At 42.9% G+C, this 16033-nt stretch carries 13 protein-coding genes and 1 pseudogene; 7 read left to right on the top strand and 7 right to left on the bottom strand.

Annotated features, from left to right (window positions below; translation table 11 throughout):
* Positions 1-235: pseudogene (locus tag WC743_RS21310) on the bottom strand (glucosamine-6-phosphate deaminase); the annotation flags it as partial.
* Positions 236-670: 435 nt separating this feature from the next.
* Here WC743_RS21310 and WC743_RS21305 point away from each other — a divergent pair.
* The 4 genes from WC743_RS21305 to WC743_RS21290 all read left to right on the top strand — a co-directional run bounded on the left by WC743_RS21305 (position 671) and on the right by WC743_RS21290 (position 4542).
* A complete protein-coding gene (locus WC743_RS21305) occupies positions 671-1333 on the top strand; it encodes a hypothetical protein (RefSeq protein WP_373015369.1) in 663 nt (220 codons plus the stop codon).
* Positions 1334-1435: 102 nt separating this feature from the next.
* Entirely contained in the window at positions 1436-3331 is a 1896-nt protein-coding gene (locus WC743_RS21300; RefSeq protein ID WP_373015367.1) for a DNA topoisomerase IV subunit B, read from the top strand.
* Positions 3332-3391: 60 nt separating this feature from the next.
* A complete protein-coding gene (locus WC743_RS21295) occupies positions 3392-3886 on the top strand; it encodes a cytidine deaminase (protein ID WP_373015365.1) in 495 nt (164 codons plus the stop codon).
* The gene (locus WC743_RS21290; RefSeq protein WP_373015363.1) at positions 3883-4542 is read left to right on the top strand and encodes a GDSL-type esterase/lipase family protein; all 660 of its coding nucleotides are present in this window, start codon (positions 3883-3885) and stop codon (positions 4540-4542) included. The genes WC743_RS21295 and WC743_RS21290 overlap by 4 nt, the downstream gene beginning before the upstream one ends.
* Positions 4543-4604: 62 nt before the next feature.
* On the opposite strand, the gene WC743_RS21285 is transcribed toward WC743_RS21290, so the two are convergent.
* Positions 4605-5033, bottom strand: coding sequence for a nuclear transport factor 2 family protein (locus WC743_RS21285; RefSeq protein ID WP_373015361.1), 429 nt, complete (start codon positions 5031-5033; stop codon positions 4605-4607).
* A 141-nt stretch (positions 5034-5174) separates the two neighbouring features.
* Here WC743_RS21285 and WC743_RS21280 point away from each other — a divergent pair, with 141 nt between their 5' ends.
* Positions 5175-5690 (top strand): DUF1905 domain-containing protein, encoded by a 516-nt coding sequence (locus WC743_RS21280; RefSeq protein ID WP_373015359.1) that lies wholly within the window; start codon positions 5175-5177, stop codon positions 5688-5690.
* Positions 5691-5719: 29 nt separating this feature from the next.
* Here the strand turns inward: WC743_RS21280 and WC743_RS21275 are convergent, their stop codons facing one another.
* Positions 5720-6250, bottom strand: a complete 531-nt coding sequence (locus tag WC743_RS21275) for a hypothetical protein (RefSeq protein WP_373015357.1) — start codon at positions 6248-6250, stop codon at positions 5720-5722.
* 131 nt (positions 6251-6381) lie between these two features.
* Here WC743_RS21275 and WC743_RS21270 point away from each other — a divergent pair, with 131 nt between their 5' ends.
* Both WC743_RS21270 and WC743_RS21265 read left to right on the top strand, forming a co-directional pair.
* The gene (locus tag WC743_RS21270; protein ID WP_373015355.1) at positions 6382-9213 is read left to right on the top strand and encodes a DNA gyrase/topoisomerase IV subunit A; all 2832 of its coding nucleotides are present in this window, start codon (positions 6382-6384) and stop codon (positions 9211-9213) included.
* Between the two features lie 13 nt (positions 9214-9226).
* On the top strand, positions 9227-11071 hold the full coding sequence (locus WC743_RS21265; protein ID WP_373015353.1) for a glycoside hydrolase family 35 protein: 1845 nt from the start codon (positions 9227-9229) through the stop codon (positions 11069-11071).
* A gap of 103 nt (positions 11072-11174) precedes the next feature.
* On the opposite strand, the gene WC743_RS21260 is transcribed toward WC743_RS21265, so the two are convergent.
* The 4 genes from WC743_RS21260 to msrA are packed head-to-tail and all read right to left on the bottom strand — an operon-like array spanning position 11175 to position 15958.
* Entirely contained in the window at positions 11175-12041 is an 867-nt protein-coding gene (locus tag WC743_RS21260; protein ID WP_373015351.1) for an aldose 1-epimerase family protein, read from the bottom strand.
* Between the two features lie 32 nt (positions 12042-12073).
* The gene (locus WC743_RS21255) at positions 12074-14515 is read right to left on the bottom strand and encodes a bifunctional YncE family protein/alkaline phosphatase family protein (RefSeq protein WP_373015349.1); all 2442 of its coding nucleotides are present in this window, start codon (positions 14513-14515) and stop codon (positions 12074-12076) included.
* Between the two features lie 52 nt (positions 14516-14567).
* Positions 14568-15392 carry a 5'-nucleotidase, lipoprotein e(P4) family gene (locus WC743_RS21250; RefSeq protein WP_373015347.1) on the bottom strand — a complete coding sequence of 275 codons (825 nt, stop codon included), beginning with the start codon at positions 15390-15392 and terminating at the stop codon, positions 14568-14570.
* Positions 15393-15412: 20 nt separating this feature from the next.
* Positions 15413-15958: a peptide-methionine (S)-S-oxide reductase MsrA gene (msrA, locus tag WC743_RS21245; RefSeq protein ID WP_373015345.1), complete on the bottom strand. Its 546-nt coding sequence runs from the start codon at positions 15956-15958 to the stop codon at positions 15413-15415.
* Between the last annotated feature and the right edge of the window lie 75 nt (positions 15959-16033).

Below are 16033 nucleotides of genomic sequence, written 5' to 3'. Positions count from 1 at the left end.
CCCCTTTAAAGGACAGCCCTTCCTCGCGGTGCTGCCGCACCAGCTCGGCATAAACCTTTACCGGGGTTACCCCGGTTGCCAGCCCCAGCACCGCCGGCCGCCCTTCTGCCTGCCGCGCACGGATCAGCGCCGCTATACGCCCGGCTACCGCCAGTGAGGCCGTTTGCTGGTCGTGGTAAACGCTTACTGGTAGCTTCTCGTATCGCGTCTCTTCCAATAAATTTAATCTTGCCATAAAGTATTATAAATGTATGTGTTAAGCTTAAAAATGTCTGGATACAAAAAATCCCCGCCGAAGCGAGGATTTAGAACCAATTAAACTATAAAAAATTAAATCCCCCTTCGGGGAAAAACTAAAACGCTTATCTAATGATCCAGATTCCATCATTGAAACAAACTTAGTAAAGTTAATTGTAATTATAAAATACTTTTTAAAATATTTTAAGAAGATGATTTAAACGTTTTCTCCATAAATCCTGAATACTATGCCTATCACCGGGCTTACGATTATAGTGAGATAAACGGTTAAGTTTTGGTATTGTACCCATTATTTAATTATTACCTAATTGTTTATTTTTTTATTTATATTATAATTAAATTTTATTTAGCATTTAAAAACATTTAAATTCGGTCATTGATTTTTTCTACTACCCTTTTTAATAAAACTATTTTGAAGCAAATTAAACAAATATTACTTACGTGGATATTGTTGTTTTGTATTACTCCTGTTTTTGCGCAGGTGAAAAAGCATCCGGCTAAAAAAAAGCTGGTAACTCTGGTTAAAAAAACTCCTGTTATTAGCCCTCAACTAAAATATTTTCAACAAACCACCGCAAAGGCAAACGTTTCGTTCACTTTCCCCGAGGGATTTAAAGAAATAAAAGCACCCGATAATGAAGATTACTCTTTTGACTACGGTATGGAACTACCGGGCAAGGAGTTTGAAATATGGTTCCAGGTGAAATCTCAAAAAGAGAATTATGCCAGTTATGAACGATCATTAAATAATAATGACACCAGGCAAGCCAACCCCGATTCGCTTTATTTAGGATACGGAACTGCACATGCCGCGGCTTTTACGGGTGGGCGTGATTTTACTGCACGTAATATACCAGACCGGATCCTGGCACGTTACAATGCTGATGCCGGCAAATCATACCTTTTAAACCTGCTTGACCTGCCGGTTACCAAACATTACAAATACGCATTACTGATAACCCTGCAGAAAGACCAGACAGGTACCATACTGGCAATTTGCTTTGCTAATGAAAAAGGCCCCGAATTTTTTAAGAACATGGACAGGGCCAGCAATTGCATAAAATTTAAACCATAGGCCTACAAATGTTAATAAGTTAACACATTTAAATACCAATTTAAGTGAGGGAACTTTATTTTTGCAACAGGGGCATTCCGCACCCTAATTTTTGATTGAAACATGGCAGAGAATATAAATTATAATGACGACAGTATCCGTTCGCTTGATTGGAAAGAGCATATTCGCTTACGCCCCGGTATGTATATTGGTAAGCTGGGTGATGGTTCTGCCTATGACGATGGTGTATACGTTTTGCTAAAAGAGATCATTGATAACTCTATTGATGAATTTGTGATGGGCGCGGGCAAAACTATTGAGGTGAGCATGAGCGATCATAAAGTTTCTGTAAGGGATTATGGCCGTGGCATCCCGTTAGGAAAGGTTATTGATTGTGTTTCAAAAATAAACACAGGTGGTAAGTATGATAGCAAGGCCTTCCAAAAATCGGTAGGCTTGAATGGGGTGGGTACAAAGGCGGTAAACGCGCTTTCCAGCTCGTTTACTGTACAATCATACCGTGACGGCCGCACTAAAATTGCCGAGTTTGAAAAAGGCGAATTGGTAAGGGATGAGCCGGAAAAGGAAACATCGCAACGCAACGGTACTGCCATTAACTTTTTGCCCGACGAAACCATTTTCCGCCATTACCGCTTTATCCCTGAGTTTGTTGAGAACATGATATGGAACTATGTTTTCCTTAACTCGGGCCTTACATTAAACTTTAACGGACAAAAATATTTATCGGAACGGGGCCTGTATGACCTGCTTGCCCGTAATGCCGATGCCGAGAACCTGCGTTACCCAATCATCCATCTGAAAGGAGAAGATATAGAGTTAGCCATGACACACGGGCAATCATACGGCGAAGAATACTACTCCTTTGTGAATGGGCAGCATACCACACAGGGCGGTACCCACCAGGCAGCTTTCCGCGAGGCGGTTGTAAAAACCATCCGTGAGTTTTATAAGAAAGAATTTGACGCCTCCGATGTGCGTGCATCTATTGTAGCTGCAATTGCTATAAAAGTGCAGGAGCCGGTATTTGAGTCGCAAACCAAAACCAAGCTGGGTTCGCAAAATATTGGTCCGGATGGGCCATCGGTACGTGGGTTTATTAATGATTTCCTGAAGAAGGAACTGGATAACTACCTCCATAAAAACCCCGCTACCGCTGATGCCCTGTTAAAAAGGATCTTACAATCTGAACGTGAACGCAAGGATATTGCCGGTATTAAAAAACTGGCTAATGACCGTGCCAAAAAAGCATCTCTACACAACCGCAAGCTGCGCGATTGCAAACTGCACTTTGATGATAACCACGAACGCAAGCAGGAAACCACCCTATTCATTACCGAGGGTGATTCGGCAAGCGGATCTATCACCAAATCGCGCGATGTGCAAACGCAGGCGGTGTTCAGCTTAAAGGGCAAGCCATTGAACTGTTTCGGGCTTACTAAAAAGGTAGTATACGAAAACGAAGAATTTAATTTGCTGCAGCATGCCCTGAACATTGAGGACGGGATTGATGCTTTACGTTATAACAATATTGTAATTGCTACCGATGCCGATGTGGATGGTATGCACATCCGCTTACTGCTCATGACCTTCTTTTTACAGTTTTTCCCTGATCTGGTAAAGGCGGGGCATGTGTCTATCTTGCAAACACCACTGTTTAGGGTGCGTAATAAAAAGGAAACCATTTATTGCTACAGCGACGAAGAGCGCCGCAACGCCATTGCCAAACTGGGTGTAAAACCCGAGATTACCCGCTTTAAGGGTTTGGGTGAGATCTCGCCGGACGAATTTGGCTTGTTCATTGGCAAGGACATCCGCCTTGACCCGGTGTTTCTGAAGGACGCCAATATTAAGGCCCTGCTTGAATATTTTATGGGTAAGAATACGCCAACCCGCCAGCAGCACATTGTAAATAATTTACGTGTTGAGAAAGACGATGAAAGCATTAACCCCTTAGTTGCCGAGGATATTGACAGCGTTGCTTTGCCGGTTGCAGTGTAGTTTGTTTTTTAAAAAATAAGCCTTATCTTGTATCCCCTTCTTTTTTGAAGGGCTATAAAAATGACGGAACACGAAATAAAAATAGCATTTAAGGAATACGACACTGTTAGCGAACTGAACTCACAGGACCATAACTTATGCCTCGAAGCGAAAAAAGCTTTAGCAACATCACATTCACCCTATTCAAAATTTAGGGTTGGGGCAGCATTGTTGCTTAAAAGCGGTAAAATACTGCATGCAAGTAACCAGGAGAATGTGGCTTATCCATCCGGTTTATGTGCAGAGCGGGTGGCCTTGTTTCACTGGGGTGCCAACCATGCCGATGACCCTATTGTTAGTATGGCGGTAACCGCTCATACAAATGATTTTCCTATTTTAAAGCCGGTTACATCATGCGGCTCATGCCTGCAGGTAATGGCCGAATGCGAAAAAAGACAAAACAGCCCGTTAAGGGTATTGTTATACTGCATTAACGGCCCGGTTTGGGTGATTGATGGTATACAAAGCCTTATGCCGTTTATGTTTTTTGAAGAAAGATTAACACAATCTACATGAGAATAAAGATCTTACTACTTTTTGTTTTAGCTACAGCAGGCATCTCCGCCCACGCACAACAAGGTTTTCCGTTTGATAATGAGATAAGGGATTTTAAAAAGCAGGACAGCCTGCATATGCCAGCCAAAAATGGCATCCTGTTCATTGGCAGTTCATCTATCCGTAAATGGACAGATCTTGAACAGCGGTTCAGCAGTCAGCCTATCATCAGGCGGGGTGTTGGGGGCTGCACGCTTGAGCAGTTGGTTGATTATTATACACCTTACATCCTTTTCCCTTACCAGCCGCGCAAAGTATTCATATATGCCGGCGAAAATGACATAGCAGCGGGTAAAAGCGGTGCTTTTGTTGGCGATGAGTTTGTAAAGCTTTGGGCTATGCTGCAGGCTAAACTACCAAAGGCCGAGATCTATTTTATGGCAGTTAAACCAAGCCCCAGCCGGGCAAAGTATTTCTCTGAAATGAGCATCGCAAACAAAAAAGTAAAAGCTTTTTTAACTGGTAAAAAACAAGGACATTATATTGATCTGGCAACGGTTATTCTTAATCCAGCAACTACACAGCCAGATTCTTCCCTGTTTGAAACCGATCTGCTGCATCTTAACAGCAAAGGTTATGATAAATGGCAGGCTGTATTACAGCCGCTTGTAAAATAAAAAAGGTCCCGGCTTAACCCCGGGACCCTCCACTCAACACTAAACTAACTAACTAAAAAATCTTATTTAAAAACACTGTGAACGTTGGTGATCTTCCAGCCGTTACCGGTGTTGGCAACAGTTACATAATTACTGCGTACAAAGTCTTCAAATTTCATATCTACACGTACAACTACAACATCATTACTGTTTTCAACTACATGGGTACTGGTGGTGCATGTTTGCTGTATGTTTTTTATTTTCTTCATAAAATCAACCATTTGCGTTTTATCAAAGCATAGTATATCTTTTCCACGCAGCATGCTAAATTTCACCGATTGGTCAAGTACATCATTAAAGCCATCTAATTTGCCCCGGGTCATCGCGTTAACGTAAGTGTTAACCGCATAAGTTTTGGTAAGATTTTCTGGTTTGGGAATAAAATTTGCCTTTGCGGCTCCGCAAACAGTTAATAAAACTAAACCCAGCATAATTGATTTTAAAGTTTTCATGGTATAATAATTTGAGGTTTATAATTTAAGTTGTATAGCTATAAGATGCTGCCGGTTTCCAAATAGTTACAGTTTCAAATGTTAAAAAACCGTATTTAACAAACATTTAACATTTGCCTTTTCTATGCTTTATATTTGGACATGGTTAATTACAATACCATCATTTTGCAGTTTGGCGATCAGGGTGAAAAAACGGGCTGGACATACATTGAAATCCCTGCCGATATAGCTCAGGAAATTAAGCCCGGCAATAAAAAATCGTTCAGGGTGCGGGGCTGGCTGGATGAGTATGCCGTTGCCGGCATGGCTCTAATGCCTATGGGTGAAGGCAAATTTATTATGGCACTGAGAGAAGAGATCCGTAAAGCTATCCGCAAAGGCAGAGGCGCGATGCTGCGGGTAAGGCTGGAGTTTGATGCTGACTATAAAGTTGAGATACCCGAAGACCTGCAGGAGTGTTTTGATTTTGAACAGCCCGAGGCGTTTGAGTTTTTTATCGGCCTTGCCAAATCACACCAGGGCTATTTTATCAAATGGATAAACGACGCCAAAACAGAGCAAACCCGTGCCAATCGCATAGCCAATACAATTAATGCGGCAGTCAGGCGGATGGATTACGGCATGATGTTACGCGAACAGAAAAAACTGAGGGAATAAAAAAGCCCGTTGTTAGCGGGCTCCGTTTTTTATTTTGCTGGTGTGTAATGGCGGCTATAGTCTACCCACCTTACCAGTTTACCACCTTTTAATTGAACATCGTTATAAACTTGAAGTGAATCGGTTTTGCCTTTATCATTTTGCCACTTTTGCTTATACCACATACCTACCCATTCTTCACTTTTATCTTTGCTGATAACAGACTCCCAATCTTCCATATCGATTTGCAGGTTTTTATACATATCCATTTCCTGTTTAATCGCCTTTAAAAAATCTGCACGTTTACCTTTAAATTCACCGCCTTCATAGTATACCTGTATGCTATCGGCAATCAGGTCTTTCATGGCAGTGGTATCATTCTTTTCAAATGCTTTAATAGCATTCAATGCCGTTTGCAAATTATGCCCGTCGGTATTCATTTCCCATACACGCTCCTTCTTTAAAGTATAAGGCAGCTTTAAGGCAGAGTCGGCACTGGCAGCAACTGTTTCTGTAGTGGGTTTAGATTGGCAGGCAGCCATTAACAATGGCGCCAGAAATAGCAGGTGAATTCTTTTCATTGTTGTGAGGATTAAGTGTAAGATAAATATACTGTTAAAACATCAATTTTGTGTATAAAATCCCCTCTTCTCCACGTTCACATATCTGCACATTTCTTATCTTTACCAATCCATAATTTTTTAGCTAACGAATGAGCGAAGATCTAAGCAATCCTGATATTCCTAACAATACAGAAGACACCAAGCTTCAAAAAATTACTACTCTTGACGGACTGTACGAGAACTGGTTTCTGGACTATGCATCGTATGTAATACTTGACCGCGCTGTTCCGCACATAAATGATGGTTTAAAGCCTGTACAGCGCCGTATCCTGCACTCGCTTAAAGAGATGGACGACGGGCGCTTTAACAAGGCCGCCAACGTAATTGGCAATACCATGAAATATCACCCCCATGGTGATGCTTCTATTGGCGATGCCATGGTGCAGATAGGCCAGAAAAACCTGCTGATAGATTGCCAGGGAAACTGGGGCGACCCGGTAACAGGCGATTCTGCGGCAGCACCGCGTTACATTGAGGCGCGTTTATCTAAATTCGCGCTTGATGTTGTTTTTAACCCTGATACCACCGTTTGGCAGGCCAGTTATGATGGCCGTAACCGCGAGCCGATAACCCTGCCTGTTAAGTTCCCTTTACTGCTGGCACAAGGCGCCGAAGGTATTGCCGTGGGTTTGGCTACAAAGATATTACCACACAATTTTATTGAATTGTTAGATGCGTCCGTTGCTGTATTAAAAGGCGACAGGCCGAACTTACTGCCCGATTTCCCTACCGGCGGCATGGCTGATGCATCCGCTTATAATGAAGGCCAGCGCGGAGGCAAAGTAAGGGTGCGGGCCAAAATTGTTGAGCGCGATAAAAAAACGCTTACCATTACCGAGATCCCTTTCACCACCACTACCGGCGGGCTTATTGACAGTGTAATATCTGCCAATGATAAGGGTAAGATCAAAATAAAAAAGATAGAGGATAATACGGCGCAGAATGTGGAAATAGTGATCCACCTGGCACCGGGAATTTCGCCCGATGTTACTATAGACGCGCTTTACGCCTTTACCGATTGCGAAGTATCCATATCGCCTAATACCTGCGTAATACAGAGCGATAAGCCGCGCTTTATGAGTGTGAACGATATGCTTACCGAAAGCACGTTCTTTACCAAAGAGCTGCTTAAACAGGAACTGGAAATAAGGCTGAAAGAGTTAATGGAGAAGATCTTCTTCAGTTCGCTCTTAAAAATATTTATACAGGAGGGGATGTACAAACACCCCGACTATGAAAGTTCATCAGATTTTGAGGGGGTATTGACCGTGCTGAACCGCTTGTTTGAGCCGTTCTTTCCGCAGTTTTATCGTACCATACTGCCCGATGATTACAAGAAGCTGATTGATAAACCAATGAGCAGCATTACCCGTTTTGATGTAAAGAAAACGGACGAGCAGATCAAAACGCTTGAAGCTGAAATTAAAACGGTTAAAAATCACTTAAAGCACCTTACCGATTACACCATTGCCTGGTTTGATAAACTGAAAGAGAAGTATGGCAAGGGCCGCGAGCGCAAAACAGAACTGCGCACATTTGACAGGGTTGAGGCCTCGCAGGTAGCATTGGCCAATGTTAAACTATATGTGAACCGCGAAGATGGTTTCATAGGCTCGGGCTTAAAAAAGGACGAGTTTGTTTGCGATTGCTCTGATATTGATGAGATTATTGTTTTCCGGGGCGATGGCCGGTTTATTGTGACCAAAGTGCAGGATAAGGTTTTTGTTGGAAAGGATATTGAGCACGTTGCCGTATTCAAGAAAAACGATGAGCGCACCGTTTATAACATGATCTATAAAGACGGGCAAAGCGGTGTAAGCTATATCAAGCGTTTCTCGGTAACAGGTGTTACCCGCGATAAGGAATATGACCTTACCAAGGGCAGCAAAGGCTCAAAGATGCTTTATTTCACCGCAAACCCTAACGGCGAGGCCGAGATTGTGACCGTTCAATTGAAACCTCATGCAAAGCTTAAAAAGCTAAACTTCGATGAAGATTTTGCGGCATTGGCTATAAAAGGCCGTAACTCTATAGGTAACATGGTTACCAAGTACCCGGTTAAAAAGGTGATCCTGAAAAGCAAAGGGATCTCTACATTGGCCGGTCGTAAAATTTGGTATGATGACATCTTAAAACGGTTAAATGCTGATAGTCGTGGTAAATACCTGGGCGAATTTGATGGCGACGACCGCATATTAAATGTTCTGAGCAATGGCTTATATGAACTAACCAGTTTTGATCTTAACAATCACTTTGATGATAAGATGATCCTGATAGAAAAATATGATCCGGCTAAAGTTTTCTCGGTAGTGCATTACGATGGCAAATCAAAAAACTACATGGTTAAGCGCTTTGTGTTTGAGAACACCGTTATAGGCAGGCAAACCAGCATTATCAGCGAAGAGCCGGGCTCAAAACTGGTATTGATATCAGGCGCGGCACAAGCGGTTGTTAAAATAGAGCAGTTGAAAGGAAAAGCTTTAGTATCTGAAATGGCAGAGCTAAACCTTACCGACCTGATTGATATTAAAGGCATGAAGGCTATGGGTAACCGCCTCTCTGTTCACCAGGTAAAAAGTGTTGAACTGATAGCCGAACATGACGATGCCGAAGATGTACCAGACCCGGCACCTGATACCATAGAAGATACAGAAATAACCCTCACAGGCGAAGATAAACAAGTAACTGACGCTGCACCTGCAGTAACGTCACAATTAACAGGTGATCCATCCGTTGAAGATAAACCAGTTGAACCAACAGCATCTGTAAAGCCACCGGAGCAATCTGTGGAATCAACAGAGCAGCAATCTGCAGATTCACCGGGCCAATCTACAGAATTACAAAAAAAGAAAATTGATTTTGAGATAACCAACCCGGATGATATTGAGATAGACGACAAAGGGCAGCTGGGATTATTTTAATTGTGAAAGAGATATGCTTAAAAGGTTATTAGTTTACTGTGTTTTATTTTTCGGTGTACTTACGGCTGGCAATGCCCAAACTGTAAACCATACATTTGCTTTTGGTGATAACGATTTTTTGCTTGACGGGAAACCGCTGCAAATGATCTCCGGCGAAATGCACTATACCCGCATCCCGCGCGAATATTGGCGCGAACGCATGAAAATGGCCAAAGCAATGGGCTTAAACACCATTGCCACCTACGTTTTTTGGAACGCCCATGAGCCGGTGCAGGGCAAGTATGATTTTACAGGCAATAATGACATTGCCGAATTTGTGCGCATAGCCAAAGAAGAAGGCCTGTGGGTGGTAATGCGCCCAAGCCCCTACGTATGTGCCGAATGGGAATTTGGCGGCTACCCGTGGTGGTTGTTAAAAGACAAAAATCTTAAGGTACGCAGTAAAGACGCCGCTTTTGTAAACGCTTACCGCAATTACATGATGGAAGTAGGCAAGCAGCTGGCACCTTTACAGGTAAACCACGGCGGCAATATTTTAATGGTGCAGTTAGAGAACGAATACGGCTCGTACAGTAACGACAAAGAATACCTGGACCTTAACCAAAAGATCTTCCGTGAGGCCGGGTTTGATGGCTTACTGTTTACCTGCGATGGGCCAACCCAAATGCCTGCGGGTTATTTGCCGGGCTACCTGCCTGCCGTTAACGGCGAGGACAATCCGGTTAAAGTAAAAGAGCTTATTAATAAATATCATAACGGTAAAGGCCCTTATTATATAGCCGAATGGTATCCCGGTTGGTTTGATAACTGGGGCAAACCACACGGCGGCAGCAATGCCGATCAGGATGCTAAGAAGTTGGATGAGGTTTTGTCGGCGGGCATTTCTATCAACATGTATATGTTTCATGGCGGTACCACCCGCGATTTTATGAACGGCGCCAACATGAACAAAAACGAGGCATATGCTCCGCAAACATCCAGCTATGATTATGATGCGCCATTAGACGAAGCCGGTAACCCAACCCCCAAATTTTACAAGCTAAGGGCGGTTATTGCCAAACATTTGCCAGCAGGCGTAACACTGCCCGAAGTGCCTGAAAAGAAAAAACGCACCTACGCATTAGAGGTAATAAAAATATCAGGAACGGCTAACCTGTTCAGCAACTTAGGTAAACCTATAGAGGCCGAAAAACCAATGAGCTTTGAAGATTTGGACCAGGGGTATGGTTTTGTACTTTATCGCACTACCTTAAAAGATGCGGCCAGCGGTTTGCTAAAGATCAAAGAATTGCGTGATTATGCAACCGTTTATCTGAACGGCAAACTCATAAGTGTGCTGGATAGAAGGTTAAAACAGGACTCCCTACAACTCAACAGCCCAACGGCCAATAGTGTACTTGATATTTTAGTAGAGAATAATGGCCGCATCAACTATGGCCCATACTTAACTGATAACCGCCAGGGCATAACCGAACAGGTAACGCTAAACGGCCAGGAACTCACCGGCTGGAAAATGTACCAGTTCCCGTTCACTACAACAGCCGGGTTTAAATATTTGCCCGCGCAAAATGAAGAGGAGCTGCAACCTGCATTATATCGGGGCACCTTCTCATTACGTGGCACCGGCGATACCTATCTGGATATGCACGGTTATGGCAAAGGCTTTGTTTTTGTGAACGGGCACAACCTGGGCAAATACTGGAACATTGGCCCGCAGCAAACTTTGTACGTGCCTGCCGTTTGGTTAAAAAAAGGTATTAACGAGGTGGTAATATTTGACCAATTAATGGGCAACCACAAAGAACTTTCCACGTTTGATCACCCTGTGTTAAAGGAAGAAAAAAAGGATAAAATTTAAAGGAAATTAGAAATTTTTAAAAAAATAACATCAATAAGTACAAAAAAAAGGGCTCCTGAACAGGAGCCCTTTTTTTTGTACGATAAATAAATCAACGTCTTTTTTAAATACTTATAAAAAAAGAGGCCTCAAAAACATGCCCTGTAACTACTTTCTGAATGTTCTCTTTATGCTTAATATCTTTTTTATCGCCTGTACTATCGGCGCAGCCCAGCCATGGTTCAATGCATACAAAATCGGCGCCGGGTTTGGCCCAAAGCCCCAGGTAATTAAAATGCGGGAACTCAACCGATAACGTCTCGTCATGCCTGATGCTCCTGATGGTCACCATCCGCGATGTTAAATTTTTAAATACCAGTGCATCGGCAGCAAACATATCGCGGGTTAAAGGCAATTTTTTGTTGGGCGTTGATACGGTGTGGGTTTCTCCATTAAAAACCCCATCGGCGGTAAGTAAATGGGTTTCTAGATTTTCGTTTGTTTCAAATTCAATGTAATAGTCCTCGTAATTTTCACCTGAATGAAAAGGCACATTAAATGCCGGGTGGCCGCCTACAGAAAAGTAAACCGTTTTTTTATCGCGATTAATCAATTTATAAGTTACCCGTAACGCGTTCTCTATCAAGGTGTACATTACCTGAAAATCGAATTTATAAGGATAAACCTCCAGCGTTTTTTCGCAATTTGGCAAAGAAAACGATGCGTGTGCATCATCACCCTCCAACAAAATAAACTCAGACTGGCGCGCAAAACCATGTCTTTTCATGGGGTATGTTTTACCATCAACCAATAACTCATCATTACTTAACTGGCCAACAATAGGGAAAAGATTGGGTGCATGCCAGGGCCAAACGCTGGCATTTGCCTGCCAAAGCTGCTCGGTACCGGTTTGTTTATTGTAAAATGATGAAAGCTGGGCGCCCTTAGCGGCAATAGCTACTTTAAGGAATTCGTTTTCGAGAATCGTCATTCTATGTGATGGTTTTAAAGGATATCAACAAATCAATCATCATCCTGTTTCTTTTTCTTCTCTAAAATAACAAATGCGCTCCGTTTTGGTGCAGGCATAATGGAATTTTCCCCTTTAACAGATTTCCAAACCACCTCGTTCAAGTCAAGGTCTGGCGCGGAATCTTCTTTTGCTAAGTTAAAAGATTCAGAACGCTTGCTGCTTTCGTTAACCGCAACATTACGTTGCTCCAGGTTAACTTGTGCCGCCTTGGCAATATATGGAGAAAGATTAGGTTTTGCTGTAAAACACTCGTATAAAGGCATAGCAGCCGCATCATACTGGCTCATTGGCGGTAAGCCCAAAATAAGCTCGATAGTGCGCAGTACGCCAGATGTAGAGTACATACTGTTTATAACTGCATTGCGCTTAACATAAGGGCCGGCAACAAACACCGGCGAACGGTGCGCGTCAACATGGTCGGGGCCGTTTTGGGCATCATCTTCTAACACAAACACTACAGATTCTTTCCAGATAGGGCTGTTAGATAGGTGTTCAATAAACTGGCCAACAGCCAAATCATTATCTGCCACTGCGGCTATAGGCGTAATGGCTCCCTTGCGCTGCCCGCTGGTATGGTCATTTGATAAGCGGATGGTATTAAACTGCGGAACCGCATTTTTTGTTAAAAGCGAATCAAAATCATGCGCCCAGATCTCTACACGGGTAATGTCTTTAATATTCATATCAAACCCGGGTGCCTGCTTGCAGTAATGACCCTCTAAAGATTTAAGACTGGTTGATGGTTTGGCTCCCCCCTCAGCAAATTCGCCGTAAGTACGGTAAGTTACGCCTGCCCTTTTACAGTAATCCCAAATAAAGCCATCTCGCGGATAGGCTGCCTTACGGGTGCCTTCAAAATCATAAGTGCCCCCACGGCCGCCGTAACTGGTAGGCCAGGTTTTCTCAACAAAATCTGTAGCATATGCAGCCATGCTCCAGTTATGGCCATCGGCACTTACTTCGGCATCTACATAAAAGTTATCCAGCAAAACAAACTCATTGGCTATTGCATGAAGGTTTGGAGTAACTTTTTTACCAAATATGCATAAAGAAGTATCACCATTGCCCGCAGCCACATCGCCCATTACCTGGTCATAGGTGCGGTTTTCTTTAATAATGTAAAATACATGCTTAATGGGAGATACATCGCCCTTTTTACGTGGGATAGGGTTGCCCGCTTCGCCCGGCGCCAGTGCTGTTATTTTATTGGTGAAGGGTGTATTGGCGTAAACCTGTTTGGTATATGCTTTCAGCTTTATATCATTGGGTACATCTATAAAAGATAATGTTCCTTTAAACAGGCCGCCAATATATTGCTCGCGGCTATTTATAGCACCTTTTTGGTAACCGCTGTTATCTGCTTTTTTAACCGGCTGCGGGCCCTGCGGGTTAGCCATTGAAGTAAAGCCTTTGCCATTGCTTACCAGTATTTTGTTGCCCAGCATTTTAACGTTTGTTGGGTACCAGCCTACCGGAATAAAACCGCGGCTTTGGCTGCTGCCGGGCTTTGATACATCAAATACAGCCAGGCAATTGTTATCAGCATTGGCAATGTAAAGCGTTTTTTCGTTTGCTGATAGCGCGAACCCATTAGTAGTTGACCCGCTTAACTTTGTAGGATATAATGCGGTTGATACCGTTTCGATAGTTTTATGGGTAGCCGTATTAATAATAGATACCGAGTTATCATTAGCGTTAGCAACAAAAAGCAGGGTGCCTTTTTTGTTCAGCAATAACTCGTTAGGATGGCTGCCCGTATTAATACTGCTAATCTTTTGTGTTTCGGTATTATAAAAGGCTACCTTATCTCCTCCCCATAAAGAAATGTAAACGGTTTTTTCATCGGGCGATAAAACACAGCTATAAGCTTCGGCACTAAGCTTTACTTTGCTAAGAATACTGCGCTTATCGGGCTCAATAATGTAAAGGGTGCTATCCTCTTTAGTTACGTTATATAAGCGCGTATTGGCCTTATTTACAGCTATACCTGTTGGCCCTACTTTATTTGGCCAGGGCTTGCCCAGTTTAATAGTATCGGGCTTGCCCAGTTTATTATCGGTAATATTGAAAGTGAGGATCACGTTATCATTTCCGCCGGATGCATAAAGTTTGCTTTCGTCTTTACTAAACGCAATGCCGTACCATGATTTGCCCAGTACTTTTTCATCCAGCAGTTTCTCGCTGCGCGGATCAATTAGTTGGACTGATTGAGTGCTTTGGCCATTATTGGTTACAGCCAAGAACTTGCCCGATGAAGATAACTGCATGTTCAAAGGCAGATCGCCAAGTGGTAAAGACCGCCCTGCCGGGTTTAGTTTCCAGCCGTTAGGCAGTAATACCTGGCCCGTTTTTTCAATTTTACCGGGGGTTTGCGAAAATGATTGGAATGTTACTGCTAAAGCAGCTGTGCAAAGTATAAGTTTACGTTTCATTTAGATAGCGTTGTACCCAAAATTACATAATGCTTTGAGTAAAACACACCGCTTAACATAAACTTAATACAGCCCACTGCTTATCTATCTTCACCTTTGACCGTATTACCGAATCTTTTTGCGCGTTGGTAAGCTTGTAGTTGTTATTAAACACAGCGCCTTCAAAATCGCCGTATGATGGGTTGGGGATAACAATGTAACGGCTGCCAAATTCTTTCTTTAGCTGCTGGGTAACGGCCTCCCGGTTTTGCTCGTTAGGGTGGTTGTCATAAAGCAGGTCAAAATCGGGCAGGTTATCGCCGCAAAGCAAAACAATATTGTGTGTTTTAAGTACCTGCTGCCGGCGGCTCTCTTTACTTGACGATGCTTGTCTTAAAAACAAGTGCGCATCATCGGCATTGGGCAAACTGTATAGTTGCAGGTTTTTAAGCGTTGCAGCCCGTTCGTCTTCATCACGGTTGGTAATATAAAATACAGTTACCCCTTTTGATGCCGCGTATTTAAAAAATGCCGGTGCGCCGGGAACGGTATCTGCCTGTGCTTTGGCAGTCCACAACTTCCAGGTTTTAGGATCATAATCCTGGTTATTAATGGCCCGCATGGCATCATACGGACTATTATCTAAAACGGTTTCGTCAATATCAGTAACTACGGCAAGCGGTTTTGCGCCGGGTTGCTTAATGGCCTCATCCAAGCGCAGCTTTGCTAAATTATAAGCTTGAAAACACAGTGCTTTATACTCTGCCGCACGTTGCTGCCAAAGTGACGACCATACTTTGCCACCGTTAGTAATGGATGTGCTGTCTGTTTTTTTAACTGTTGAGCAGGCGCCAAACAATAAGGAACATGCCAGCAGGCTAAGCCATAGTTTTTTCATATCTCCATAAAAAACACCTTTTATAAAAGCTCAGGCTTTATTTTTTCGGTGAACTCTTTGGCAAACTTATTTAATTTAGGCTGTATCACAAAAGCGCAATAAGACTTAGATGGGTTATCGTTAAAATAATTTTGGTGATAATCTTCGGCCTTGTAGAATTCAGCCGCAGGGCTAACTTCGGTAACAATAGGTTTATCAAATACTTTTTCTTGGGTAAACCTTGCTATCATGGCTTCGGTTTTCGCCCGTTGCTCATCGGTATAATAAAAAATTACCGACCGGTACTGTGTGCCCACATCATTGCCCTGCCTGTTTAAAGAAGTAGCATCGTGGGTTTTAAAAAATATCAGCAATAGTTCTTCAAATGTCACTTCATCGGCATCATATTCCAAACCAATCACTTCTGCATGGCCGGTATCACCATTGCATATATCCGCATAGGTAGGGTTTTTAGTAGTGCCACCCATATAGCCCGATTCTACTTTTTTTACGCCCTTAACTGTCTGAAATATTGCTTCGGTGCACCAAAAGCAACCGCTGCCAAATGTTATTTTTTGTATGTTCATATTGTACGTATAAACGAAAGCGCCACCCATTTGGTTTATTAATATATCCGCGTAACTTTAATATGTCAATTTAAT

The sequence above is a fragment of the Mucilaginibacter sp. genome, from assembly GCF_041660805.1.
Classification (GTDB): Bacteria; Bacteroidota; Bacteroidia; order Sphingobacteriales; family Sphingobacteriaceae; genus Mucilaginibacter.
This window is presented reverse-complemented; position numbering and strand designations above follow the sequence as displayed.

Excerpts from the sequence above, each read along its gene's own strand:
- msrA (WP_373015345.1), bottom strand. The coding sequence starts at position 15,958 with ATGAACATACAAAAAATAACATTTGGCAGCGGTTGCTTTTGGTGCACC.
- WC743_RS21255 (WP_373015349.1), bottom strand. The coding sequence starts at position 14,515 with ATGAAACGTAAACTTATACTTTGCACAGCTGCTTTAGCAGTAACATTC.
- WC743_RS21250 (WP_373015347.1), bottom strand. The coding sequence starts at position 15,392 with ATGAAAAAACTATGGCTTAGCCTGCTGGCATGTTCCTTATTGTTTGGC.
- WC743_RS21295 (WP_373015365.1), top strand. The coding sequence starts at position 3,392 with ATGACGGAACACGAAATAAAAATAGCATTTAAGGAATACGACACTGTT.
- WC743_RS21290 (WP_373015363.1), top strand. The coding sequence starts at position 3,883 with ATGAGAATAAAGATCTTACTACTTTTTGTTTTAGCTACAGCAGGCATC.
- WC743_RS21280 (WP_373015359.1), top strand. The coding sequence starts at position 5,175 with ATGGTTAATTACAATACCATCATTTTGCAGTTTGGCGATCAGGGTGAA.
- WC743_RS21275 (WP_373015357.1), bottom strand. The coding sequence starts at position 6,250 with ATGAAAAGAATTCACCTGCTATTTCTGGCGCCATTGTTAATGGCTGCC.
- WC743_RS21270 (WP_373015355.1), top strand. The coding sequence starts at position 6,382 with ATGAGCGAAGATCTAAGCAATCCTGATATTCCTAACAATACAGAAGAC.
- WC743_RS21260 (WP_373015351.1), bottom strand. The coding sequence starts at position 12,041 with ATGACGATTCTCGAAAACGAATTCCTTAAAGTAGCTATTGCCGCTAAG.
- WC743_RS21285 (WP_373015361.1), bottom strand. The coding sequence starts at position 5,033 with ATGAAAACTTTAAAATCAATTATGCTGGGTTTAGTTTTATTAACTGTT.
- WC743_RS21265 (WP_373015353.1), top strand. The coding sequence starts at position 9,227 with ATGCTTAAAAGGTTATTAGTTTACTGTGTTTTATTTTTCGGTGTACTT.
- WC743_RS21300 (WP_373015367.1), top strand. The coding sequence starts at position 1,436 with ATGGCAGAGAATATAAATTATAATGACGACAGTATCCGTTCGCTTGAT.